This window comes from Fictibacillus sp. 7GRE50, assembly GCF_015903875.1.
GTDB classification, from domain to species: domain Bacteria; phylum Bacillota; class Bacilli; order Bacillales; family Fictibacillaceae; genus Fictibacillus; species Fictibacillus phosphorivorans.
The window spans coordinates 1,238,482-1,261,357 of record NZ_JACZDW010000001.1 but is presented as its reverse complement, the minus strand read 5'-3'; the positions used below and the strand labels follow the sequence as shown (position 1 = coordinate 1,261,357).

Genomic DNA, 22,876 nt, shown 5'->3' with positions numbered 1-22,876 from the left:
TAAACATACTTTTTTGAATGCGTACCGGGATAAAAGTACTAAAAGAGCCGCTTGAACTCAGGTGTGTAGGCATAAACTCCTTTTTTATTGGAATATAACGTTTTTACATCATTTTTACGAAAATCCTCTATCATTTTACATTTCAAAATATATACTTTTAATTGTTGAGTTTTTTACAAAATGAGTGATAGGGGAGTTTGTTTAATGAAAAAGACATTATCAGCTTTAGCACTTGCTTTAGGATTAACACCAATCGGCGCAGGCGTACATGCAGAGGATCACGCCACCCAAAAACACAAGGGCCGTTACTTAGATGTTCAACTGCTCGGAGTAAATGATTTTCATGGACAGATCGATATTACACGTAATGTGGCAGGGGAACCTGTTGGACGTGCAGACTATCTAGCAAGCTATTTAAAGATGAGAGAACGAGAGAACCCTAACACTCTTTTGGTGCATGCAGGCGATATGGTAGGAGCAAGCTCTCCGACATCTGCATTGCTGCAAGACGAGCCAACAGTAGAAATCATGAATAAGATGGGCTTTGATGTAGGAACATTAGGAAATCATGAGTTTGATGAAGGCGTAGATGAGATGATGCGATTGATAAAAGGTGGAACTCATGAAAAAACAGGCTATTTTAGGGGTGCAGACTTTCCATATGTGGTTGCTAATGTCATAGATAAGAAGACGAAGAAAAATATTCTTCCACCTTATGTAATTAAAAAGGTCAAAGGTGTAAACATCGGATTCATCGGAGTAGTTTTCTCAGACACGCCGGATATCGTCATTCCGAGTGGAACAGCTGGCGTTGAATTTATAGATGAAGCAGAAGCGATTAATAAGGCAACGAAATCTCTTAAGAAAAAAGGCGTAAAGTCTATCGTTGTTTTAGCACATAACCCTGTTGAGCAATCGGCGATCGGAGAAGTATCTGGTGAACTCGTGGATATGGCAAACAGAGTGGATGATGAAGTTGACGTAATGTTTGGCGCACACAATCATAGAAACGTGAACGCTGTAGTAGATAACAAGCTGCTTGTACAAGCATTCTCATACGGAACAGCTTTTGCAGATGTGGATCTTAAAATTGATCGCCGTACAAAGGATATCGTAAAAAGTAAAGCAGAAGTAGTTTCGGTTTTGCAAAAAGGTGTAAAACCTGATTCGAGAGTTACAAAAATTATTAAGCAAGCCGAAGACCAAGTAGCACCGATCATCAATGAAGTAGTAGGGAACACGAATCAACTGCTATCAGGGACAGAAGCGTATAATGGTGAGTCTGAATTAGGAAATGTGATCGCAGATTCCATGACAGAACAGACGGGCACTGATTTTGCGTTTATGAACCCAGGTGGTATTCGTGATGTGATCAATCCGGGTGAAGTGACATGGGGAGAACTTTTTAACGTTCAGCCGTTTGGAAACGACCTTGTTACGATGACACTTACAGGAGCGCAGATCAAAGAACTTTTTGAATCTCAATGGGCAACGGACAAAGAGAAAATGCTTCAGATTTCTGGTCTGAAAGCTACGTTCGACCTTTCCAAACCTGTGGGTGACCGAACTGTTTCTATGGTTAAGAGTGATGGAACACCGATTGCAGCAGAACAAGAATATACAGTTACCGTAAATAATTTTATGGCCGGTGGCGGTGATGGTTATACCGTTTTACTAGAAGGGAAGAATCCGACGGTAAGCGTTACGGATCTAGATGCGCTAGTGAACTATTTTAAGAATCGCGATACCGTATCTGCGCAGATTGAAGGAAGAATAACGAAGATCAACCCATAATTAAAAAAGGCAAAGCGTGTAAGATGCGCTTTGCCTTTTTCTATTTATTATCCACGTTCCACAAGGTCAAGTCTTCCTGTAGCAGGGTCGATAACGAGACCATGTACTTTAATATCTTCAGGAAGCAGCGGGTGATTTTTAACAAGTTGTACACTGTTTCTCACAGAATCTTCAACACTTTCAAACCCTTGAACCCATTTCTTCAAATCGAGTCCAGAATATTTTAACGTGTCAAACGTCGATTCTTCAATGCCACGGTCTTTCATCTTGGCAAGTAGTCCATCTGCGTTTACATTGCTCATTCCGCAGTCATAGTGACCAATGACCATTACTTCTTCTGCTTTTAGTTCATAGATAGCCACAAGGATACTTCTCATAATAGAACCGAATGGATGCGAGATTACTGCTCCAGCCGATTTAATAACTTTTACATCACCATTCTTGATATTCATTGCACTAGGCAATAATTCAGTCAGGCGCGTGTCCATACAAGACACAATAACAAGTCCTTTATCAGGAAATTTAGTAGTTTGGAAAGGTTCATATTCTTTGTTTTCAACAAATTGGTGATTGAACGCTAAGATTTCGTTAAGTACGGACATGATTCTCCTCCTTGTTTCTACAGAAAATAATTAAAGTATAAAAAGATTTAGAAGTATACGTCTTTTTCTATCATATTCAGCTTAAACTCGCTAACATATTCACTTCTATATTCACTATTATACAAAAATGTGGGCCGAATCTGCTCTTTTTTGTATTTGAAGCGAATCTTTTGTTGATAGAAACTTTAAAACAAAAGCACATTGTGACAAACATTTTATTAAAAGGTACGTATAATCGCTATTAACACCACATACATTGGTAAGTCGAAGGGAGGGTGAAACAAAGAAAAAAACTTGCCAGTAAAGTAGGGTTTAAATAGATCGGTACAAATCAATGAAAATTTGAAAGGGGTAGGGAAGATGGAAGTTATGACGTATGTACTTTTGGTTCTGCTGTTAATGGGGTCGGTTATGAAGAACTACATGGTGTCAGTTTCTATGCCGAAAACGGGACAAGTTATTATGGCGAATGAATCTGGTGTTAATTTCTTTTCGTATGGCGAAGTGAGTAACAAGAATGCATCGGAAGTTATGTCTGCAATTGCTGGTCCTTTCAATAATCAGAATTTCAGTTGGGTGGATACGTCATAGATTACATAAATGAATGTTTGAATGGGTGTAGTGAAATTTTTGATTTTAATCACTTGAGAAGAAGGGGGTCTGCTGAAAAAAATAAATAGGGCTATTTTTCGCATTCACTATCATGCTCGCGGCAGGATCACCGTACGTGTGCTAGTGTATGAATATACTTGAGCGGAATTTGGAGCTAAAGGCAGCTTGTTTGAGCTGCCTTTTTTGGCATTTATTTTATTTATGTGAACGGGTTTGATAGAATAAGAAAAAAACAATTGTGGTGAAACCGATGAATATATCAGTAAGTCAGTTTGCAAAAAAAATAGAAAAACATGTTGCTGAAATGAAAGTATTAGATGAGAATTCTCCAAAACTGCGCGAACATGTCTCAGCCATTCAAACATTGTGCGAATTAATGCTAGAAGCGGAAGAGGATGATTCAGCTGTTGACGTAAAAGGCTGGGTCCCTTCATATCCAGTTCAAAAACCAGCTAGCCTAGTGACCGCTCCTCCTCCAGCAAAAAAACACAAAAAGTCTATGATGGACTTTGATATGGACTATGAGGATGACGATCAAGACGAAAAAGACGGCAACGGAGACTCTATTTTTGATTTTTAATGCAAGATTGCTGAAAAACCTGCTCTTGTTGAGTGGGTTTTCTTTTTTGTGTTGGTTTGTATGGGGGAGAGTACTTGTGGTGGGGTAGAAGGAGAGGGAATTTCGGAAATTCTGTAGATAATTCCACAAGTTTTCCCCACATTTCCCCGTTTTGATATTTTCACAAGGGTCTTCTCACAACGAACATTCTATTCCAAAAGGTTGTTGTTTTTAAGTAATTTTCTACTTTGATAGTTGATTGTAGTGGAAGGTGCGAGACTCCTGCGGGACAGGCGGGCAGTCCCAAGAGTGGAAGTGGCTCGTTCAGCCCCGACAAGCAAAAGGTGAATGGGCTAGGAAGGCGCCCTTTGCCTTCTGGACCATTTAGCTTTTGACCTCGAGGGGCTAGCCACTGCAACTGGACAGGTGAGACACTTATACGAAACGTACGAATGTGGCTCACCGCCTGCCCCGCGGAAAGCGAGCACCTGGAACGGAAATCAACTACTTTCAAGGGCAACAATGAATGCGCAAAATATCCATAAAAAAAAACAGCACTACTATCAGCGCTGTTAGATCGAAACATAAGTATTCTGGTGTTCCATTCGTGCATCTCTACGTTTGGCAATTTCAATTCTTTCGTTGATCTTTTTATTAGAAAAATAAATGGCAGTCACTGTTGCGATTAGACTTAGAGCAGCTAAACCAAGAATTGTATAAATCATTGTTATAAGAAGTTCCATTTTATTGTTCCTCCTCGTATGTAATTTTTTTCTGTCTTACTTTTTTTATTCCACTGCCACATTTATTTAAACCTCTTTCTAATTTTCTTTCTATGGTTTTAGTTTTTAACTCATCATATGCCTGTTAATTGGAGCGCAAGGTTGACGACTCCTAAAGGCGCAAAGCGGCAGGATGCTCACCGCACGTCCCGTGGAAAGCGTGCAACCTGGAGCGGAAATAAACAAACTCTCAAGACCCATTTCAAATAGGTCCTTTGAATCAAAATAAAAATATGAGAAAGGAATGATGGTAAAAATTCTTCGTTCGCCTTATACTAAAATTACGAACATACGTTCTGTTTTGTTCGATGAAAAATGAGGGGTGAATGGAAATGGTCGGAGCAAGTGAATGGTTAAACTTAGTCAATCTCCTCGGTAATGTGGGATTTCCTATCGTCATTGCGGGCTACTTGCTTTTTCAGTTTGAGAGGCGCATTCAGAGCTTAGAAGGAATCATCCGAGAACTTCACTCTGAATTAGTAGAGAAAGAAGAGCTTGAGCGTAAGATCGATCAGTACGTCCGATTGCTGGACAGCGAACGTCAGCCGAAAAAACGTTAACGTTCGCTTTTTTTATCATGGACAACCCGTCCGCCAAAATTTTTACAATCCTGTGGCAACCTTTGTATTGTCATTTTTCAATGGTAAGATAAAAGAAAAACAGGAGTGGAACAGGATGAAGCTTTTTCTTATATTAGGTGCGATTCACGCAATGCTTGCAGTCATGCTCGGAGCTTTCGGTGCACATGCACTCGAAGCTAAATTAAATGCTAAGAACATGCTAAATGTGTACCAAACTGGAGTTCAATATCACATGTATCATGCACTAGCTTTGTTAGTTGTCGGTGTTTTACTTGGTAAATTTCCAGCTTCAACGCTATTAACAGGAGCAGGTTGGTCTTTCTTTATCGGTATATTGCTTTTCTCAGGAAGTCTATATGCTCTCTCAACGACAGGTATGAAATTCTTTGGTCCTATCACACCGCTTGGCGGCGTAGCGTTTATCGTTGGTTGGATTCTGCTGATTGTTGCTGTAGTAAAAGCATAATAAAAAGGCGCACTCTTAAAATTAGAGGGCGCCTGTTCTATAATTGCCTGAACCAGACATAAATAATATCTATCAACGAGGGCTGTATTGGGACATCTGACCACCTTGTTGCTGTTGCTGCTGTGTGCCATACGGATAGCTATAATTAATCTCTTCATCAAACGTGACATAGTTTACATACACCATCAATAGCAGGTAACGTTTACCTGTTTGCGGATCGCTTAGGATGATATGATCACGGCCAGCGGCTTCAATGATTCCTTTGAACACTTTGGCGTTCCATTTTTCATTGTTTTCGAAGGTCATATAAACGGTTGCGACTTTCCCTTTGTTCATCCTTAAAATATTTTCGATGTAGGACTGTTCGAGCGGAAGCTGCCCAGGTGCACCAATATCTTGCAGAGGGCCGCCGCCCATTCCTGGTGCCTGCTGACTTTGTGCCATGTCTTGAGGAACCCCCATGCCTGCCATTCCTCCCATGCCGCCACCCATCATACCCATTCCATTCTGAGCCCGATAATAATCTTGGCCGTACGGATTAAAGTTGTTCATCAACAAACCTCCCTAAAAGGTGTTAAACACATTTGGACAATCGCTTTGTTTCGGCTGATAAAAACAGTGAGCCTTGAAGCTTCCCGAATGAGGCTGATTGTACCAAGTCTTCGGACAAGCCCCTATTGGATCGAAAAACCATAACGAATTTCTGGCAGGGTGGAAGCGCTGCCCGTTAATAACCCTTCTCGCTAACCTTCTTTCATTCTCTCTAGCACCTTGATAAAAATATCCTTTGATCGTGGCTTCAAATCCACCAGGTCTTTGAAAGACCATCTGCTGCATCGTACGAATATTTTTAAAATCAAGGCAGTTGGAGCGAATTCGATTGACGCCGGTATTACCAACAAGGAGCATCCCTTGGTCACCTTCACCCTCAGCTTCCGCACGTATGAGACGTGCCAGCAAGTCAATATCCTTATTTGTAGCTTTAATGACTGCCAATTGCCTTCCCCCTCTATGTTGTTAATCTTGGTGTACAAGCAGGGAAACAGAACATTCGATATATGTGTATGAGCTGTTTTGGAAAACTAGACCAACGTTTTGTGAAAGTTGTTTTAAGTATGGAAGTAGGCAGGGGGAGTGAAGAGAAATGTCTTTGTAGGGAGAACATTATTGATAGATGGCCGTCTGAGGCGATTACCTCAAAATAATTACGAGGTAAATCTCATTTTATACGAGGTAATCACTCATAATTCCGTACTTAAGCCACATAATTCCGTGTATAAAAAAATTTATCCGATTTTCGATCAAATTCGACAACAAAAAAGATGACTCATCACATAAGAATGAGTCATCTCCATCATTAAACCTGCAAATAAGCAGGCACTGCTTCTTTTGTAAGGATGTTTCCAACGTAGAACGATCCGAACTCGCCGTAGCGCGCACTTACTTCGTCAAAGCGCATTTCGTAAACGAGTTTTTTGAATTGAAGCATGTCGTTTGAGAACAGCGTTACGCCCCATTCCCAGTCGTCTAGACCAACTGAACCTGTGATGATCTGCTTCACTTTTCCTGCATACCCGCGGCCGATCATGCCGTGAGAGTACATCATCTTCTTGCGTTCTTCCATCGGAAGCATGTACCAGTTATCCTCGCCATCACGACGCTTATCCATCGGATAGAAGCAAACATGCTTCCATTTTGGCAGTTCAGGGAACAGACGAGCTTTGATCATTGGATCCATCTCGCCGCTCTCGTTTTGTGGATTGTACGTACTTAGCTCGACAACCGAAACGTAAGAGTATTCTTTTACTGTATATTGTGCGAATGCTGTTTTGTTAAATGCATTTTCGATCTCGTTCAGCTCTTCCATCGTCGGACGAAGAAGCATCAGCATAAAGTCAGCTTTTTGACCCATGATGCTGTAAAGAGCGTGACTGCCCACTTTGTTTGCTTCTACGTTCTCCCATTTCTCAAGGAACGTCAAAAATTCATTGATCGCATATTCTCTCTGGTCACCCGAAAGCGTTTTCCAAGAGGCCCAGTCCATCGTACGGAAATCATGAAGGCAATACCAGCCTTCTAGTGTAATCGCTGCTTCACTCATCAATTATTCACTCCTTGCTAGAAATAAACACGTCCCTACAAATATACCATAAGTAGGGACGAATCCAAAAAGGAGGAATTAGCTGTATTGGCGAAGCAACTGCTCGATTTTACTTTTAACACCAGCAGGATTTCGAAGCTCAGCGCGTGACAGAGTGAGGCGTACCTTCGTCTCATCCATATCCATCGCTTCAGATAGCATGCCGAACAATCCTTTTCCTTTTTTATCGATTTCTAAGAACAGCTCGATGCTGTCTGTTTGTGGAACTAAGATCACTTCAAGCTCATCCAGCTTTCCAGCATATGCTCCTGACGTTGGCACATACTCAAATTCTTGTAAAAACGGAAGTCTGCGGCGCATATAACGCGGTGCAGAACCGCAGTATGCTTTTCTGAGGCGGAATCCAAGCTGCTCGATCGCATCAAAGATCGCAGACGTTTCACTATCTGGCAGTACGCGAATCTGATCGTTATCTGTTGGATCTACAGCCATCTGGATATCAAGTCCAGTTTTGATCCATACCGGAGTGTGGCCAAGTGTTAATGGCGCATCATATGGAAGTTTAAGAGAGAACGGAATCTCTTGCTGACTGCCAGCTTTTACAACAAGTGAGCTCGTTACATTTGTCTTTTCAATCGCAGCAGTATCTCTCACTTTTTTATCGTCCACTTCACGATAGTATTCTGTCATGACATAAAGAGTGATGTGATCGATATTTTGATCGACTTTACCACCCTCGATTCTAATCTTTCCTGTAATGCTCTCACCAGGTGAGTACGTATCTTTATCTAAAATGGTGTCTACCTTTGCTGATCCAATACCTACAGAAGCTAACATACGATTTACAAAAGACATGTATAATTCCTCCTCAACATTTTTCAAACAATTTTACGATAGATGAACGAAAAAGATTCATTTTCCAATAAATAAATTTCATAGACGTAAAAAAATTCTAAATATAAGAACTTCTTTTATCAAGCGCTTACAACTGCATGGATAGGTTTAAAAGGTGTGAAAAAAGGAGTACCCTAATAGTGAGTGCAAAAAAGTACAGTTTATATAGAGAAAATAGGAGGCTAAATCATGAGTGATCTTTTTATAGATTTAAAGAGTAAAGTCCAGTCCGCTAACCCAACAATCGTTTTTCCGGAAGGTACGGATGAAAGAATTCTAGAGGCGGCGAGCCGTCTAGCATCTGAGAAAGTTCTACAACCGATTTTAATAGGAAATCCTGCTGACGTAACAGCAAAAGCACAAGCTGGCGGATTTTCACTTGATGGGGTAGAAGTATTAAACCCTGCTGAATATGGTGAGTTCGACGCTTTGGTTGATGCGCTAGTTGAACGCCGTAAAGGAAAAACAACAGAAGAACAAGCACGCAAAATTCTTTTAGATGAGAACTATTTCGGAACGATGCTTGTTTACACGGGGAAAGCTCACGGACTTGTAAGTGGTGCAGCACATTCTACTGCTGATACCGTTCGTCCAGCTCTACAGATCATCAAAACAAAAGAAGGCGTTAAGAAGACTTCTGGCGCGTTCATCATGGTTCGTGGCGATGAAAAGTATGTGTTCGCAGATTGCGCGATCAACATTTCACCTAACAGCCAAGATCTAGCTGAATCTGCGATGGTTTCCGCTGAAACAGCACGTGTTTTCGGTATAGATCCAAAAGTCGCACTTCTTTCTTTCTCTACAAAAGGATCAGCGGTTTCACCAGAGACAGAAAAAGTAGTAGAAGCGTTGGAAGTATTAAAGGGTATGAACCCAGACTTCCCGTATGATGGAGAGCTTCAGTTCGATGCAGCATTCGTTCCATCTGTAGCAGCGAAAAAAGCTCCTGAATCACCGATCAAAGGGGAAGCGAACGTATTTATCTTCCCAAGTCTTGAAACAGGAAACATCGGATACAAGATGGTTCAACGTCTTGGCGGATTTGAAGCGATCGGGCCGATCCTACAAGGCTTGAACATGCCTGTAAACGATCTATCTCGCGGATGTAATGCAGAAGACGTTTATAAATTAGCGTTGATCACAGCGATGCAAGCTCTGTAAGTTCATAATGTAGTGAAGCCAGCTCTAAAGCAGCTGGCTTTTTTGTATGGAAAATGGATGTTATGGTGGCCGAGCAGCTGCTAAAAATACATCATCACATAAAAATGGAGTCACATCACATAAAAATTACCGCTAATCACATAAAAATAGCCATTCATCACATAAAAATAAATTTCAAGTCATATCCTGTACACCTTAAAAAGACACTGCCACCTAAAGTGACAGTGCCTTCTCGTTTCGATCCCACATTCGCTTTATATTCCCAGGAAGCAGCTCGCTTTCCTCGATCGAGAGCTGACCGCTGTAAAAAAGCTCGCTATTTTTGTGAAGCACTCGTAATAATGAAGCGTGAATTTCAGGAACTGTCACAGGACGTCCAAGCAGTTCCGCTAAACTGGCCATCACATCAGGCTTAATCTCTGGATATTGGAACTTTGTTTCCTCACCAGCCAAACCGCGCTTATAAAACTCTCCGATCACGGATGCGCGCTCTGAACCGCTGCCGTCCACGCATAAGTAAATCTGTACCGCAACACCGCCGCGCATACGCCGCTGAGAGATTCCCGCAAACTTTTTGCCGCCGACACTCAAGTCATAACTTCCCGGGCAATAAGAGCCGACGATCTCATAAGCTTCAAACTTCGCATCATACGGCGCAAGAAGCTCTTCCACAAGTGCAGTCATCGTGTCGTACCCTTGATTGATGTCGATCGTCCCTTCTTTTTCAGGGAGAATAAGCGAGATGTTCAACACGCCGCTATCGAGCACAACAGCAAGCCCGCCGGAATTCCTTACGATTGCCCGGTATCCTCGCGACTCTAAATATTCAATCGCCTCTTTTAGGTGAGGAAGACGTGTGTCTTGTATGCCGAGGACGATTGTGTCGTGATGCACCCATGTGCGTGCTGTTGCTGGAGAATTACCGCTGCCGATCGATGTGCAAAGCGTATCATCTGTAGCGAAAGACTGCCGTGCATCAAAAGACGGACCGAGTGTAGACTGGTCGATCAACCGCCAGACAGATTGAAAGAGTAGATTGTCGGTCATTACAATTTCTCCGCTACGATGATGAACGATTTTGGAATGCCGCGGTCGAGTTCATCTGGGTGTGGTTCTTCAACGAGCTGTTTGATCCATAATCCGGCAGATCCGATAGAAGTTATAATTTCACCAAGCATCCATTGGCGGATCTGTACTTGGAACGGTGTACGCTCTTCTGAAGTCGCATACTGAAGTTCAGGTAAAAATTTTGAATAAGCTACATCTGTTGTAACAAGCTCTTCACTAAAATAATCTCCCGTAACTTTATGCTTCCTTACTCCTTGGCTTTTTCCTTGAGACTCTATCAACTTTGTAGAAACAGGGTGGAAATCTTGCAGGATTAAAGTTCCTCCCTTTTTCAAAAGTCCTCTAACAACGCTGAAGTATTCGTTCAGATCAGCAAAATAGTGCAGAATGCCGTTTTCCATGAATGCCATATCATAATTCCCTGTCATTTCGGATTCTGGCAGATTTAAGATATCTTCTACCACATAGCGGACATCAACGTTAGCGGCAGCAGCCAGTTCACGCGCATATGCTGCGTTTGAATCAGAGATATCGATCACTGTCGTTTCTGCTCCAAGAAGAGAGAGTGCGACTGCTTTACTGCCGTGTGAACCTAAGAGATTCACGATCTTTTTGCCTGAGACTTCACCAATGTACTGATCTAATGGCTGAAGTCTGCGTTTCGGATCTTTTAGAATACGAGAAACTGCTTTCTCCGGCACACCAAAGCGGTTGACCCAGGCTGTATAAGAGCTGTTGCTCCAAGCTTGTCCGTTTCTAATTCTTCGATCTTGATCCATGATTGGTTCCTCCTGAAATCTATATAAAATCTATCATTTCCGTTATAAGCCTTATCTAGTATAACCCAAATGTGAACGGTAAGAAAATGGTGTGAATACCGATAAAAAGGGAGTGTGGATAGAAAAAAATAGTGGTTGTTTTCAAAGTTAAGAACACGATACAATAGGGTATATTCTAGTAGTTACAACACGATACTTATACAGAAAATACCTTCTTAGCTAGACGGACGAGGAAGGGATTTTTCTTTTTCACGAGAATTCTTACCTATAAATGCAGGTGAAGGAGCAGGAAAAAAATCAATGGCTAAACTCTTAGGAAAGTTGCACGAAGAGAAAGTATTTAAAGACCCAGTGCATCGCTATATTCACGTGCGTGATGAGCTGATCTGGCGTCTGATCGGTACGCGCGAGTTTCAAAGACTGCGAAGAATTCGGCAGCTTGGGACGACATACCTAACATTTCATGGAGCAGAACATAGCCGTTTTAGCCATTCTCTTGGTGTTTATGAGATTACGAGGCGGATCATTGATATTTTTCAAGAAAAGAAAACATGGGACCCAGAAAAGCGTCTGCTTGTTCTTTCCGCGGCTCTTCTACATGATGTAGGACACGGTCCATTCTCACACTCTTTTGAAAAAGTGTTCGGTGTGGATCATGAGGAATTCAGTAGAGACATTATACTAGGCGATACAGAAGTTCATCGCGTGCTTTTGCAGATGGGAGAAGATTTTCCTGTACAAGTAGCAGAAGTGATCGCGAAAACACATAGAGATAAATTGATCGTCAGTCTGATCTCCAGTCAGATTGATGCAGACAGAATGGATTATCTTTTGCGAGACGCTTATTTTACAGGAGTGAGCTACGGCAATTTTGATATCGAGCGAATCCTTCGTGTGATGCGACCGACTGAAGAGGGCGTCGTCATTAAATCAAGCGGCATGCATGCGGTAGAAGACTATATCATGAGTCGTTACCAAATGTACTGGCAAGTGTATTTTCATCCCGTAACGAGAAGTGCGGAAGTCATATTGAGTAAAATTTTGCACCGAGCGAAGGAGCTTTATGAAACAGGGTATTCATTCAAAAGAGAACTGTCTCATTTTAAAACGCTTTTTGAAGGCAATGTTTCGCTTCACGATTATATTTCGCTCGATGAAGGTGTGATCCATTATTATTTCCAAGGTTGGATGGAAGAAGAGGACACAATCTTAAGTGATCTATGTCATCGTTTCATCGATCGGAAATTATTTAAGTACACCGAAATGGTCTCATTTACGGACGGACACCTGCTGTCGAGTTACTTTACAGAAGCGGGCATCAATCCGAAATATTATTTAGTAGTCGATTCATCATCAGATCTACCATACGACTTTTACCGCCCAGGCGAAAAAGAAGAGCGTCTGCCGATCAACCTATTAAAACCAAACGGCGATATACGCGAGCTGTCCAGAGAATCAGACGTGGTCGAAGCGATCTCAGGCAAACGCCGAACCGATCACAAACTCTATTATCCACTCGATCTGATCGAAGCGATTGAGGATACAACGCTTAAAAGTAAAATTAAAGAGATTTTGAATAGATAACGACTAGCATTTTTAATTTTCATGTGATTGTTTTACACAAAGAGTCTTTATTAGTTTGTTACTTTAGACATCACTGAAAAGTTGATTGGAGTGTAGGGTGCGAGACTCCTGCGGGACAGGTGGGCAGTTCTTAAAAGTGGAAGTGGCTCGTTCAGCCCCGACAAGCAAAAGTTGAATGGGCTAGGAAGGCGCACTTTGCCTTCTTGACCGTTTAACTTTTGACCTCGAGGGGCTAGCCACTGCAACTAGACAGGTGAGACACCTATACGTGAAACGTTCGAATGTGGCTCACCGCCTGCCCCGCGGAAAGCGAGCACCTGAAACGGAAATCAACTACTTACAAACGCAACATTGAATAATCAAAGAAAAAATAGATAATAACGAAAAAGGATGTTAGGGGGAACGTACTGTGTTTGAGGATCATTTAAAGGTAGTCACCTTGATTCAAGAAGCCGGAGAAGTCGTCGGTCGGAAAAAGCTTCAAAAGATGGTATACATCGCTAAAAAACTAAACTTTCCTTACCAAGAAAAGTATCAATTTCATTTTTACGGCCCATATTCAGAAGAATTAACATTGAAGATTGAAGAGCTTTGCAACATGGGTTACATACATGAAGTGAAAGAAAAGGTGAGCGGCTATTCGCAGTACCGTTATGCTGTAAACGAAGAAGGGAAGAAGCTTCTATCGACTTACGGTGCACAGATTGAAAAACTAGGAAGCTGCGTTCGTTCAATGAATGAACAGTCTTCCAGGTTCTTAGAGCTTGTTTCAACCGTGATGTATTTCGAAAAGCTGGAAAAAGATGAGATCAAGGAAAAAGTACAAACGGTAAAAGCCAAACAAAAGTATACTGAAGAAGAGATGGATGAAGCTTTTCTGTATATTGATTCATTAAAAGGACAAGTTCAATAAAGATAAACCTGTTTAAAGAGCGTGAAATCGGCGCTAATGAACAGGTTTTTTATTTACCATCTAAATTGTAGTGGATGGCCGTTATTGAAAACGCCATAAATATAAATAAATGTGATAAAGATCGTAAATGGAACGATAATGCCGAGCAGCGTCATGAAAAAGCCTTTTGCCACACTTTTCTCATAAAGGCGCGTTGCGTAATAGCCGATTCCGAGTCCTATAAACAAGAGTGATAAAATTAAAGCAACAAGCCAAATCTTCATGCTAGCGCCTCCTCTATTATCAGCATATCCAGCACATTCTCCTTATAAACGACAGTTTCATTGAAACTTTTTTATATGAGGTACGACTAACAGGGTAAAAGGAGGGCTTAGTGATGAAAAACATGAAGCTGATTGTAATGGCATGTCTGCTCGTTCTCCTCGCCGCTTGTGGCTCGAAAGCGATGCCAGAAGAGGATAAGAAGAACGGAGCACCTCAGGTTAAGAACGAGATACCGTCTGAAAAAGAGGGTGTACAAGCTGAACTCGCACTCCAAGAAAATAGTAAAGAAGCAAAATTAACGTTGAAAAACGCATCCGATAAAGAAGCTGGTACTGGAACCGCGTATGCACTAGAAAAGTGGACAGACGGTAAATGGACGAAAGTAAATCAGAATCAGATGTTTACCGAGCAGATGATCATGGTGAAAGCTGGATCAAACTATGATCAAGCGGTTGATCTTAAAGAACAAGATGCAGGAACCTATCGTGTATCGAAAGAGTTCTTTGTAGATGAAAAGAAGGAAAAAGTAGCCGTTGTGTTCGAGACAAAATAACAAAAGACCGGTCAGCCCTATAGTTTTAGGGTCGGCCGGTCTTTCTTTAAGCACGATCTTAGAAGCTTTGAAAGTTGTTAATTTCCGTTCCAGTCGGCTTCGCTTTCCGCGGGGTGTGCGGTGAGCCTCTTAGCGCTATGCGCTGTTAAGAGTCTCACCTGTCCCACTGATCCCGCAGGAGTCTCGCGCCTTCCACTCCAATTAACTTGGCAAAGCAGAAGCTGACACAAGCCTTCAATAAAAATTTTTATTAATGAGGTAAAAACGCTAGTTGATAGAAGAACAATACGGCAAATAAGTAAACCAAGAACGGAACTTCACGATATTTACCTTTTACAATTTTTAGGATCGGATACGAGATGAACCCTAAAGCGATACCTGTTGCGATTGAAGACGTTAATGGCATCGTTAAAATGATTAAGAACGCTGGGAATGCTTCATCAAGTTCGTTCCAATTAATCTTGCTAAGTGAACCAAGCATCAAGCTTCCGACAATAATCAGTGTCGGTGCAGTAATTGCGGATAATCCTGAGATCGCACCAACGAGTGGTGAAAAGAACGCAGCGGCTACAAATAGCATCGCGACCACTACAGACGTCAAACCAGAACGACCACCAGCAGCTACGCCTGAAGATGATTCGATATAAGCGCTCGTCGGGCTCGTACCAAACGCTGCACCAACTGTCGTCGCAACGGAATCAGCTAACAGTGCTTGACGTGCACGAGGCATCTTATTGCCCTTCATTAGTCCAGCTTGTTCTGCTACTCCAACCATCGTACCGGTAGTATCAAAGATCGTTACAAGCAAGAAGGAGAACACAACCGCATATAATCCATATTGAAACACGTCAGAAAAGGCTGTGATCGGATCACCAAAGATGAAAAGTTCTGATGGTAAGTTTGGCGTTGATACAAATCCTTCTTTAAATTCTAAATGCCCTGTAAAGTAGGCGATTGCGCCCGTGATGATCATTCCGAAGAATAGGGCACCGTTCACGTTTAGTCCCATCAGGATCAACGTGATAGCAAGACCACCAAGAGCAAGGAGAACAGTTGGTGAATGCATATCACCTAAAGTTACTAGGTTATCAGGGTGAGCCACAATGATTTTAGTAAGACGCAAACCGATGAACGCGATAAACAGTCCGATACCAGCTGTAATACCATGCTTTAGGTTTGCTGGAATAGATTCGATCAATTTTTCACGAAACGGTGTTAAGGATAAGATGACAAAGATTATTCCTGCCACAAAAACTGCCCCAAACGCGATACGATAGTCAATATTAGGGTTGTTTCCTACAACAGAAAACGCAAAATATGCGTTCAGCCCCATACCTGGAGCAATGGCGATCGGATAGTTGGCCATTAAAGCCATCCACAGTGTACCGACTACCGTGGCAATAATTGTTGCAATAAACACAGTGTCAAAAGGAACACCAGCGGAATGCAGGATAATCGGGTTGACTATAACAATGTACACCATCGTCAGGAATGTTGTGATTCCTGCTAATATTTCTGTTTTGATGGTCGTACCAAGTTCTTTTAGTTTAAAAAATGAAGAAAGCATACGTTAGAACCTCCAAAATACGAACGATTTATGAGTACATGATATATAATATTCGTTTTTAAGTGTGATTTCAACAATTATCTTTAAAGTTTCCAACTGAGAGTTTTTTATGATTTGTGATACAATACGTGATAACAATGAATGTTTAGAGGAGCTGGAAGCATGAAAGATTTTTTCAATTCCAATGATGGTGACAAAAAGAAAAAAGGGATGGGCTTTACCATCATAAGTGGTGACTCCACAGACGGGCATGGCGGTTATGGTGTCGGGAGTCTGACGCTTGATCACGTAACACCTGTAATCGTCGATGTTGAAGAGTCGATCGCTTATATCGACATGGGAGCCATGCACGCGAGAAGCGATGTAGAAAAACGCATAAAATTTACTCCGAATCGTGAAGATACACCAAATCCACGCCTATATTGGCTCGTTTGGGTAACGATCAATCGAAAAGCAGAAGGACCGTTTTACTTCGGATTGACGGCATGTGAGATGCGAGTAGATGTTGAAGCGCGAAGAGGCTATAAAAGTCTGCCAGAACACGTGAACCGTATGGATAAATCCATGAAGGGTAAAATCATCATTGAGGATATGGACGAAAACGCTCGTCGCGTGCTCGGAAACTTCCTTAAAGAACATGATGAAGCGATGTTTAACCGTTCTAGTGACGAAATTAAGTCATTAGTGGAATAAAAATGGCAAAGTTATGAACCTTTTTTGAACATTTTGCAAATAACTTGTGACAAGAAAGCACTTCCATTAAAATATAGGTAGCATTGTACACACAATGTTTCTAGGACAATAAAGTGCCCGGGGCTCCTGTAGTAGAGCTCCGGGCATTTTATTTTGTCTTTTTTAGCATGTTGTAGGCATAGATTGATCGAATATTGTCGACTCGCGGATATCTTTCACAAACTCGTGGGTTAAAGCCCGAAACTTATGGATTCAAGCTCAAAACTTTTGGATTTCAGACCGAAACTTAAGGATCCACCGCTTCGCATAGCAAGCCAGCCACACTTACACACGATCACCAAGAAAAAATCTTCTTAAAAAATCCTTTTTCCTCTTTTTTCTGCTCTAATTTTTCTTTTATTTCACTCGAAGCACCATGTTCATCACAATACTCTACAGGTTCTGTTCCTTTTTCATAATACGAGATCCGTGTTACCGGACAGCTATCGGTTGCGAGCTTTCCGTTTTGCGGGTTGATGGTTACCGCTGTTACGCCTTCTGGCTGTTTAAATGATAAAATCTCTTTGTCTTTCAATGCGCTCTCCATAAAATACGCCCAGATCCGTTTGGAGTAACCTGTATCGTTCACATCATGCAGCTCTTCGTTGTTATCGTATCCTACCCAAACACCTGTAACGAGTTGTGGGGAATATCCGACCATCCAGCTGTCATTTGGTGTAGACCCAGATTTCCCAGCCATTGGACGCGTCAAATAGTGGTTGATACTTGAACCCGTAACACTTGTGTAGTCATTCAATTTTTCATCAAACGTACCGGCTAACAGATCTGTCATAACAAAAGCTTTGTTCTCGTCGATTACTTGTTTGCTTTCATATTTGTGTTCATATAGCACTTTGCCTTTAGAATCGGTGATCTTCGTGATAAACACAGGCTCTACTTTTTTACCACCGTTCGCAAAAACGCCGTATGCGTTCGTAAGTTCTAACACGCCTACTGCTTTTGATCCTAAAGCTAGTGAAGGGATGCTTGCGAGTTCACTTTTGATCCCGAATTTCTTAGCTGTTTTCACAAGTTTCTTAGGACCTAGATAAAGGTTCGTTTTTACCGCATAAATATTATCGGACAGAGCGAGCGCCTGAGCCATCGTAATAAAATCGTTGGCGTAGCGATTCTTGAAGTTCTTCGGCTTATAATCGCCAACACCGTCTCCCATCGCGAATGTTGTTGGTTCAGATTTTATTGGAGTAGACGCGGTGTATCCATGTTCGAGCGCCGTATAATATAGAAATGGCTTAAATGTTGAACCAGGTGCGCGTTTGGCTTGAAGCGCGCGGTTGAACGAACTCTGCTCAAAATCTCTGCCGCCTACGAGCGCTTTTACATCTCCGCTGCGAGGATCCATAGCGACTAGAGCTGTCTGGATCGAACTGTTATCGATGATGCGATTTTCAATCGTGTGTTCAGCATCTGCTTGCATTTTAGGGTCAAGCGTTGTGTAGATACGAAGTCCGCCAAACTGTATCGAATTCGTGTTCACGTTCAATTCCTTTTTTAAAGCGCGCATAACCGCATCCTGAAAATAAGGAGCGACCGTTGCGACCTCATCCTCTTCTTCTCGTACATAAGTTAATGGGGCTGATGCTGCTTTTTGAACGGACGCCTTCTTAATCGTTCCATCTTCAGCCATCGCGTTTAAAATGATGCTCTGTCTTTTCTTCGCGTTCTCTTCATGAAGAATTGGAGAATAGTAGCTCGGACCTTTAGGGATCCCAGCTAACATCGTCGCTTCACTTAGTGAGAGCTCTTTTGCATCTTTGCCAAAATAATAGCGAGAAGCGGATTGGATTCCGTAAGAGCCATGTCCGTAATAGATTGTGTTCAAATAACCTTCTAAAATCTCATCCTTTGAATAGCTCATCTCAAGACGAAGGGTATAGAACGCCTCTTGAAACTTTCTTCGCCATGTTTTGTCATGCGTTAAAAAAAGGTTACGAGCATATTGCTGCGTGATGGTACTCGCTCCTTGAACTTTTGCTCCAGCCTTAAGGTCAGCGAGTAAGGCACCGCCGATCCGCTTCATATCAAAACCGTTATGTTTATAAAAACTTTTATCTTCAATAGAGATCGTAGCGTCGATCACATGTTTGTCGATTTTTTCGAGTGGAACCCAATATCGGTTCTGACCGCCGTTGTTGATCTCTCCCATTTTAGAACCGTCCGCTGCATACATGATGGTTGTTTGAGGAACAAGCAAAGCGGGAGGGCCCATGAGTTTAGCGAGCAGCAACAGTCCAACAAAGGATAATGCAAAGCATCCAGTGACGATAAGACCCCATTTTTTCATCCAGCGTATTTTCTGCTGTTTCGTAGCTTCTTTATAGATCTGCCAAAACTTCATAATCCGCCCTCCTTAAAAACTCTCATTTTGTTATCTAGTATGGTGAAAAAAGATGCTCCTTAAACGTGATAAGGGAATGAAGTGCTATAATGGCTGTGAGAAAGAGGAGGTTCGTAACATGCTTATACAAAACATTCAATATATGACGACTTCGGCAGATGGAAAATGGGTTGTTAACACGGGAGACATCCTTATAAAAGATAATAAAATTGATTCAATAGGAAACGTTGAATGCGAAGAAACGGTTGAGAAGCTAGACGGTAAAGGAATGCTGGCGCTGCCCGGATTAGTAAACGGCCATCAGCATACACCGATGTCTCTGCTACGCTGCTATAGTGATGATGTGACACTTATGACTTGGCTCAATAAAAAGATGCTTCCGCTTGAGATGAAGATGAGTGATGAAGATCGCTATTGGGGTGCTCTTCTTTCCATGGCGGAAATGATCAAGAGTGGAACAACTTCATACGCAGATATGTACATAGGAGTGGATACGATCGGGGAAGCGGCCGTTGAATCGGGCATTCGTTCCGTCATCGCTCGTGGGCTCATCGCGATGGATTCGGATTATGAAGGCCGGTTGAAGGAAGCGGCAGATGTTGTTGATCGCTGGCACGGAGTAGGAGACGGAAGGATTACAACGATGATCGCACCGCATTCACCGTATATGTGTCCACCTGATTTCTTGAGAGCAGCTGTGAATCTTTCAAAAGAAAAGAACGTTCCGCTTCATATTCATCTAGCAGAAACGAAAGATGAAGAAAAGATGATTCAAGAAAAGCACGGGCTAAGACCTGTTGAATATTTAAAACAAGCAGGGGTGTTCGACCGTCATGTACTGCTTGCGCATGGTGTTCATTTTAACGATGCAGACTATGAAACGCTGAAAACCGTAAAGGGTGGGATCATACACAATCCGGTAAGTAACGCGAAGCTAGGCTGTGGGATCAGTGATGTGAAACGATTGATGGATAGCGGTGTGAAGGTTGGTTTAGGAACGGATGGACCAGCGAGTGCCAGCTCTCTTGATCTGTTCTTAGAAATGAAAGCTGCTAGCTGGTTCCAAAAATTGAAGTACGAAGAAGCCGCGGTTCTCAGTGCGCATGATGTGTTATCGATGGCGACTCAGAACGGAGCTGACATCCTTGGAATCGGGGATGAAGTGGGGTCCTTAACGGTTGGTAAGAAGGCTGACATTCTTTTAATGGATATGAACAAGCTTCATCTGACACCAAGTCATGAACCGGCTAACCTTCTAGCCTATTCGGCAACAGGACAAGACGTTGATACCGTAATCATCGACGGCAAGATTGTCATGCGTGGCCGTGAGCTGAAGACGATTGATGAAGAAAAAGTGATTGCAAACGCTAAAGAAAAAACGAAAGAACTTTTAATGCGATTATGATGAGTAGGGTGTCTCAAATTTGAGGCACTTTTTTGTTGTAAAAATAATTGACATGAAAAATAAAATTATGATATTATAAAATATTTGATTAAAATTGAGAGGTGTGGTACTCTTAGAAGGTTAGCAAATCTGGAGGTGGAGTATTTGTTTCAAATTGGCGATAACATTGTGTATCCAATGCATGGAGTAGGTGTAATTGAAGCCATAGAAGAAAAAGAATTCCCCGACGAAAAACAACAGTATTATGTTATAAAAATGTCAGTTAGTAATATGCAAGTTATGATTCCTGCGTGTAAAATTATGAATTCTAGGATACGTCCTGTTACAGAACTCCTAGCATTGAAGCAGATTATGCACGATTTTCAGCATGGAGAATCGGAAACATTACTGACGTGGAAAGAAAGATATAAAGTTAACACGGACAAGCTAAAAACGGGTGAAATACGCGATGGTGCTGAAGTTGTACGTGATTTAATGCGTATGAAGAAAGAAAAGACACTGAATGCAAGCGAAAAAAAGATGTTGGAAAGTGCATATGGATTTTTAATCAGTGAACTGGAAGTAATCGAAGGGATCACTGAAAACCAAATTAAAAGTTTCTGTTAAGGTTTAACAAAATATATGAGGTGTTAATAACATCTCATAAAAAGTCGTTTCAGAAACATACACTTCTTAAACTTACTTATAGTAACCTCATAATTTCTACAACAATCTAATCCTTGATTATCTATTTACTTTCCTCTATAACCTTATAAAGTTTTTTGAAAAATTTCTATCAATAATCACTTGATCGTAGTAATACTGATTCACACTGGCACGGACAAGGAGCCGTAAGGATGGAAGAGAGGTAGGGCTTCCATTGTTTTAGGTATACCTCAGTGACTATTTTGTAGAAGATTTACTTATCCACCTCCACTAGTACTGTTAATTGAATGTAAAATGGGAAAAGCAGCCGAGAGTGGTAGAAGCGGGTTGCTTTTTTTATTTCGGTTAAAAAGTTCAGAAAATTATGTTAAAATAAACAAGGTTTTAATACCACTAAATAAAAGAAGGAGGCCGACGCGTCATGATCATTAAATGGATCAAACTTCGATAATGACAAGTGCAGGCCAAGATGACTCCGTTGAGTACTTATTGCTCTGCGCTTTTCACAAGGCAAAAAATAAAATCACGGAGGAAACAATAATGAAACAACAACTTTTACAAACAAATAAGGTGGATATAAACACAGAAAGCTTCGGTAACCCTAGCGATCCTGCTGTTCTTCTCATTATGGGTGCAATGTCTTCGCTCGATTGGTGGGATTCAGAGTTTTGTGAGCGTCTTGCAGCAGCCGGAAGATATGTGATTCGGTATGATCACCGTGATCTCGGCCAATCCGTCGTCTATGAACCTGGAACATCAAACTATACGATTACGGACCTTGCTGATGATGCGTTTGGAATTCTAGATGCCTATTCCATAGAGAAAGTGAATATCATGGGGATGTCTCTCGGAGGAATGATCGGGCAGATTATGGCGATTAAGCATCCTGAACGTGTGCTTAGCTTGACGATTCTTGGGTCAAGTGTTTTCGGTTCAGAGCAAGCTGAGCTGCCTCAAATGGATCAGAAAATTTTAGATTTCCATGGAAAAAGTGCTTCTATTGATTGGTCTGACCAAGAGGCGTCTGTTGCTTATTTAGCAGAGGGATGGGCAGTCCTTTCAGGATCCAAGCCTTTTGAAAAGGAAAGAATGTACGCATTGGCAGAAAGAGAATACACGCGTGCCAAACAGATTCAAAGCAGATTTAATTATATGTATCTAGGTGGCGGTGAAGAGTATTTGGATCGTATGAGTGAAATTGGAGTTCCGACAATCATTCTTCATGGAAATGAAGATCCGGCACTTCCGTTCGAACACGGTCAAGCGCTTGCGAGGGCGATTCCGCATGCTGAACTCATCACGCTCGAAGGGTCTGGACATGAGCTGCATACAGACGATTGGCAGATTATTATAGAAGCGATTGTAAGGAATAGTTCTGTAGGAAAGTAAGGGTTATAGACCATGAGCGGGAAGGCTGCTCATGGTTTTTTTATTTTTGAGTAGTGCTGTTTGTCA

At 41.8% G+C, this 22,876-nt stretch carries 24 protein-coding genes; 13 read left to right on the top strand and 11 right to left on the bottom strand.

The genetic code is table 11. The features are described from left to right. Positions 1-204: 204 nt before the first annotated feature. Positions 205-1,794: a bifunctional metallophosphatase/5'-nucleotidase gene (locus tag IHV12_RS06160; protein WP_197190213.1), complete on the top strand. Its 1,590-nt coding sequence runs from the start codon at positions 205-207 to the stop codon at positions 1,792-1,794. 47 nt (positions 1,795-1,841) lie between these two features. Here the strand turns inward: IHV12_RS06160 and IHV12_RS06155 are convergent, their stop codons facing one another. Continuing rightward, complete coding sequence (locus IHV12_RS06155; protein ID WP_197133041.1) at positions 1,842-2,396, bottom strand: beta-class carbonic anhydrase; 555 nt, start codon at positions 2,394-2,396, stop codon at positions 1,842-1,844. Positions 2,397-2,756: 360 nt separating this feature from the next. Here IHV12_RS06155 and IHV12_RS06150 point away from each other — a divergent pair, with 360 nt between their 5' ends. Continuing rightward, positions 2,757-2,987: a hypothetical protein gene (locus IHV12_RS06150; RefSeq protein ID WP_197190212.1), complete on the top strand. Its 231-nt coding sequence runs from the start codon at positions 2,757-2,759 to the stop codon at positions 2,985-2,987. A 271-nt stretch (positions 2,988-3,258) separates the two neighbouring features. After that, entirely contained in the window at positions 3,259-3,588 is a 330-nt protein-coding gene (locus IHV12_RS06145) for a YwdI family protein (RefSeq protein WP_197190211.1), read from the top strand. A 551-nt stretch (positions 3,589-4,139) separates the two neighbouring features. Here the strand turns inward: IHV12_RS06145 and IHV12_RS06140 are convergent. Beyond that, positions 4,140-4,310 (bottom strand): hypothetical protein, encoded by a 171-nt coding sequence (locus IHV12_RS06140; RefSeq protein ID WP_197133045.1) that lies wholly within the window; start codon positions 4,308-4,310, stop codon positions 4,140-4,142. A gap of 371 nt (positions 4,311-4,681) precedes the next feature. Here IHV12_RS06140 and IHV12_RS23035 point away from each other — a divergent pair, with 371 nt between their 5' ends. Continuing rightward, the gene (locus tag IHV12_RS23035) at positions 4,682-4,909 is read left to right on the top strand and encodes a YvrJ family protein (protein ID WP_066399153.1); all 228 of its coding nucleotides are present in this window, start codon (positions 4,682-4,684) and stop codon (positions 4,907-4,909) included. A gap of 115 nt (positions 4,910-5,024) precedes the next feature. Further along, complete coding sequence (locus IHV12_RS06130) at positions 5,025-5,396, top strand: DUF423 domain-containing protein (RefSeq protein ID WP_197133047.1); 372 nt, start codon at positions 5,025-5,027, stop codon at positions 5,394-5,396. A gap of 72 nt (positions 5,397-5,468) precedes the next feature. On the opposite strand, the gene gerQ is transcribed toward IHV12_RS06130, so the two are convergent. The 4 genes from gerQ to IHV12_RS06110 form a co-directional block, all read right to left on the bottom strand. Further along, positions 5,469-5,948, bottom strand: coding sequence for a spore coat protein GerQ (gerQ, locus tag IHV12_RS06125; protein WP_231618382.1), 480 nt, complete (start codon positions 5,946-5,948; stop codon positions 5,469-5,471). Between the two features lie 12 nt (positions 5,949-5,960). After that, positions 5,961-6,392: a cell wall hydrolase gene (locus IHV12_RS06120; RefSeq protein ID WP_197190210.1), complete on the bottom strand. Its 432-nt coding sequence runs from the start codon at positions 6,390-6,392 to the stop codon at positions 5,961-5,963. Positions 6,393-6,753: 361 nt separating this feature from the next. Next, a complete protein-coding gene (gene hemQ / locus IHV12_RS06115; protein WP_197133111.1) occupies positions 6,754-7,497 on the bottom strand; it encodes a hydrogen peroxide-dependent heme synthase in 744 nt (247 codons plus the stop codon). Positions 7,498-7,575: 78 nt separating this feature from the next. After that, the gene (locus IHV12_RS06110; RefSeq protein WP_197190209.1) at positions 7,576-8,352 is read right to left on the bottom strand and encodes a sporulation protein; all 777 of its coding nucleotides are present in this window, start codon (positions 8,350-8,352) and stop codon (positions 7,576-7,578) included. Between the two features lie 228 nt (positions 8,353-8,580). Here IHV12_RS06110 and pta point away from each other — a divergent pair, with 228 nt between their 5' ends. Beyond that, positions 8,581-9,552 (top strand): phosphate acetyltransferase, encoded by a 972-nt coding sequence (gene pta, locus IHV12_RS06105; protein WP_066399140.1) that lies wholly within the window; start codon positions 8,581-8,583, stop codon positions 9,550-9,552. 213 nt (positions 9,553-9,765) lie between these two features. Here pta and IHV12_RS06100 read toward each other — a convergent pair whose 3' ends face one another. Then, positions 9,766-10,599 (bottom strand): lipoate--protein ligase family protein, encoded by an 834-nt coding sequence (locus IHV12_RS06100; protein ID WP_197190208.1) that lies wholly within the window; start codon positions 10,597-10,599, stop codon positions 9,766-9,768. Further along, positions 10,599-11,399 carry a class I SAM-dependent methyltransferase gene (locus IHV12_RS06095; RefSeq protein ID WP_197190207.1) on the bottom strand — a complete coding sequence of 267 codons (801 nt, stop codon included), beginning with the start codon at positions 11,397-11,399 and terminating at the stop codon, positions 10,599-10,601. Before IHV12_RS06095 ends, IHV12_RS06100 begins: the two co-directional genes overlap by 1 nt. 300 nt (positions 11,400-11,699) lie before the next feature. Here IHV12_RS06095 and IHV12_RS06090 point away from each other — a divergent pair, with 300 nt between their 5' ends. Together IHV12_RS06090 and IHV12_RS06085 are read left to right on the top strand one after the other, a co-directional pair. Beyond that, a complete protein-coding gene (locus IHV12_RS06090; RefSeq protein ID WP_197133061.1) occupies positions 11,700-12,983 on the top strand; it encodes an HD domain-containing protein in 1,284 nt (427 codons plus the stop codon). 409 nt (positions 12,984-13,392) lie between these two features. Beyond that, the gene (locus tag IHV12_RS06085) at positions 13,393-13,896 is read left to right on the top strand and encodes a YwgA family protein (protein ID WP_197133063.1); all 504 of its coding nucleotides are present in this window, start codon (positions 13,393-13,395) and stop codon (positions 13,894-13,896) included. 53 nt (positions 13,897-13,949) lie between these two features. Here the strand turns inward: IHV12_RS06085 and IHV12_RS06080 are convergent, their stop codons facing one another. Further along, a complete protein-coding gene (locus IHV12_RS06080) occupies positions 13,950-14,159 on the bottom strand; it encodes a hypothetical protein (RefSeq protein WP_197133066.1) in 210 nt (69 codons plus the stop codon). Between the two features lie 113 nt (positions 14,160-14,272). On the opposite strand from IHV12_RS06080, the gene IHV12_RS06075 reads away from it, so the two are divergent. Further along, positions 14,273-14,713 carry an immunoglobulin-like domain-containing protein gene (locus IHV12_RS06075; protein ID WP_197190206.1) on the top strand — a complete coding sequence of 147 codons (441 nt, stop codon included), beginning with the start codon at positions 14,273-14,275 and terminating at the stop codon, positions 14,711-14,713. Between the two features lie 250 nt (positions 14,714-14,963). Here the strand turns inward: IHV12_RS06075 and IHV12_RS06070 are convergent, their stop codons facing one another. Beyond that, positions 14,964-16,280: an NCS2 family permease gene (locus tag IHV12_RS06070; protein ID WP_197190205.1), complete on the bottom strand. Its 1,317-nt coding sequence runs from the start codon at positions 16,278-16,280 to the stop codon at positions 14,964-14,966. 162 nt (positions 16,281-16,442) lie between these two features. On the opposite strand from IHV12_RS06070, the gene IHV12_RS06065 reads away from it, so the two are divergent. Further along, complete coding sequence (locus IHV12_RS06065) at positions 16,443-16,973, top strand: YwhD family protein (protein ID WP_197133075.1); 531 nt, start codon at positions 16,443-16,445, stop codon at positions 16,971-16,973. Between the two features lie 334 nt (positions 16,974-17,307). Here IHV12_RS06065 and IHV12_RS06060 read toward each other — a convergent pair whose 3' ends face one another. Further along, on the bottom strand, positions 17,308-19,371 hold the full coding sequence (locus IHV12_RS06060; RefSeq protein WP_197190204.1) for a transglycosylase domain-containing protein: 2,064 nt from the start codon (positions 19,369-19,371) through the stop codon (positions 17,308-17,310). Positions 19,372-19,489: 118 nt separating this feature from the next. Here IHV12_RS06060 and IHV12_RS06055 point away from each other — a divergent pair, with 118 nt between their 5' ends. The 3 genes from IHV12_RS06055 to IHV12_RS06045 all read left to right on the top strand — a co-directional run bounded on the left by IHV12_RS06055 (position 19,490) and on the right by IHV12_RS06045 (position 22,810). Continuing rightward, positions 19,490-20,776, top strand: coding sequence for an amidohydrolase (locus tag IHV12_RS06055; RefSeq protein ID WP_197190203.1), 1,287 nt, complete (start codon positions 19,490-19,492; stop codon positions 20,774-20,776). Positions 20,777-20,920: 144 nt separating this feature from the next. After that, positions 20,921-21,382, top strand: coding sequence for a CarD family transcriptional regulator (locus IHV12_RS06050; RefSeq protein ID WP_197133084.1), 462 nt, complete (start codon positions 20,921-20,923; stop codon positions 21,380-21,382). 579 nt (positions 21,383-21,961) lie between these two features. Next, complete coding sequence (locus IHV12_RS06045; RefSeq protein ID WP_197128257.1) at positions 21,962-22,810, top strand: alpha/beta fold hydrolase; 849 nt, start codon at positions 21,962-21,964, stop codon at positions 22,808-22,810. Positions 22,811-22,876 lie beyond the last annotated feature (66 nt).

Coding starts and splice junctions, on each gene's coding strand:
- IHV12_RS06160 (WP_197190213.1), top strand. CDS start 205: ATGAAAAAGACATTATCAGCTTTAGCACTTGCTTTAGGATTAACACCA.
- IHV12_RS06155 (WP_197133041.1), bottom strand. CDS start 2,396: ATGTCCGTACTTAACGAAATCTTAGCGTTCAATCACCAATTTGTTGAA.
- IHV12_RS06150 (WP_197190212.1), top strand. CDS start 2,757: ATGGAAGTTATGACGTATGTACTTTTGGTTCTGCTGTTAATGGGGTCG.
- IHV12_RS06145 (WP_197190211.1), top strand. CDS start 3,259: ATGAATATATCAGTAAGTCAGTTTGCAAAAAAAATAGAAAAACATGTT.
- IHV12_RS06140 (WP_197133045.1), bottom strand. CDS start 4,310: ATGGAACTTCTTATAACAATGATTTATACAATTCTTGGTTTAGCTGCT.
- IHV12_RS23035 (WP_066399153.1), top strand. CDS start 4,682: ATGGTCGGAGCAAGTGAATGGTTAAACTTAGTCAATCTCCTCGGTAAT.
- IHV12_RS06130 (WP_197133047.1), top strand. CDS start 5,025: ATGAAGCTTTTTCTTATATTAGGTGCGATTCACGCAATGCTTGCAGTC.
- gerQ (WP_231618382.1), bottom strand. CDS start 5,948: ATGAACAACTTTAATCCGTACGGCCAAGATTATTATCGGGCTCAGAAT.
- hemQ (WP_197133111.1), bottom strand. CDS start 7,497: ATGAGTGAAGCAGCGATTACACTAGAAGGCTGGTATTGCCTTCATGAT.
- IHV12_RS06110 (WP_197190209.1), bottom strand. CDS start 8,352: ATGTCTTTTGTAAATCGTATGTTAGCTTCTGTAGGTATTGGATCAGCA.
- pta (WP_066399140.1), top strand. CDS start 8,581: ATGAGTGATCTTTTTATAGATTTAAAGAGTAAAGTCCAGTCCGCTAAC.
- IHV12_RS06100 (WP_197190208.1), bottom strand. CDS start 10,599: ATGACCGACAATCTACTCTTTCAATCTGTCTGGCGGTTGATCGACCAG.
- IHV12_RS06095 (WP_197190207.1), bottom strand. CDS start 11,399: ATGGATCAAGATCGAAGAATTAGAAACGGACAAGCTTGGAGCAACAGC.
- IHV12_RS06090 (WP_197133061.1), top strand. CDS start 11,700: ATGGCTAAACTCTTAGGAAAGTTGCACGAAGAGAAAGTATTTAAAGAC.
- IHV12_RS06080 (WP_197133066.1), bottom strand. CDS start 14,159: ATGAAGATTTGGCTTGTTGCTTTAATTTTATCACTCTTGTTTATAGGA.
- IHV12_RS06075 (WP_197190206.1), top strand. CDS start 14,273: ATGAAAAACATGAAGCTGATTGTAATGGCATGTCTGCTCGTTCTCCTC.
- IHV12_RS06070 (WP_197190205.1), bottom strand. CDS start 16,280: ATGCTTTCTTCATTTTTTAAACTAAAAGAACTTGGTACGACCATCAAA.
- IHV12_RS06065 (WP_197133075.1), top strand. CDS start 16,443: ATGAAAGATTTTTTCAATTCCAATGATGGTGACAAAAAGAAAAAAGGG.
- IHV12_RS06060 (WP_197190204.1), bottom strand. CDS start 19,371: ATGAAGTTTTGGCAGATCTATAAAGAAGCTACGAAACAGCAGAAAATA.
- IHV12_RS06055 (WP_197190203.1), top strand. CDS start 19,490: ATGCTTATACAAAACATTCAATATATGACGACTTCGGCAGATGGAAAA.
- IHV12_RS06045 (WP_197128257.1), top strand. CDS start 21,962: ATGAAACAACAACTTTTACAAACAAATAAGGTGGATATAAACACAGAA.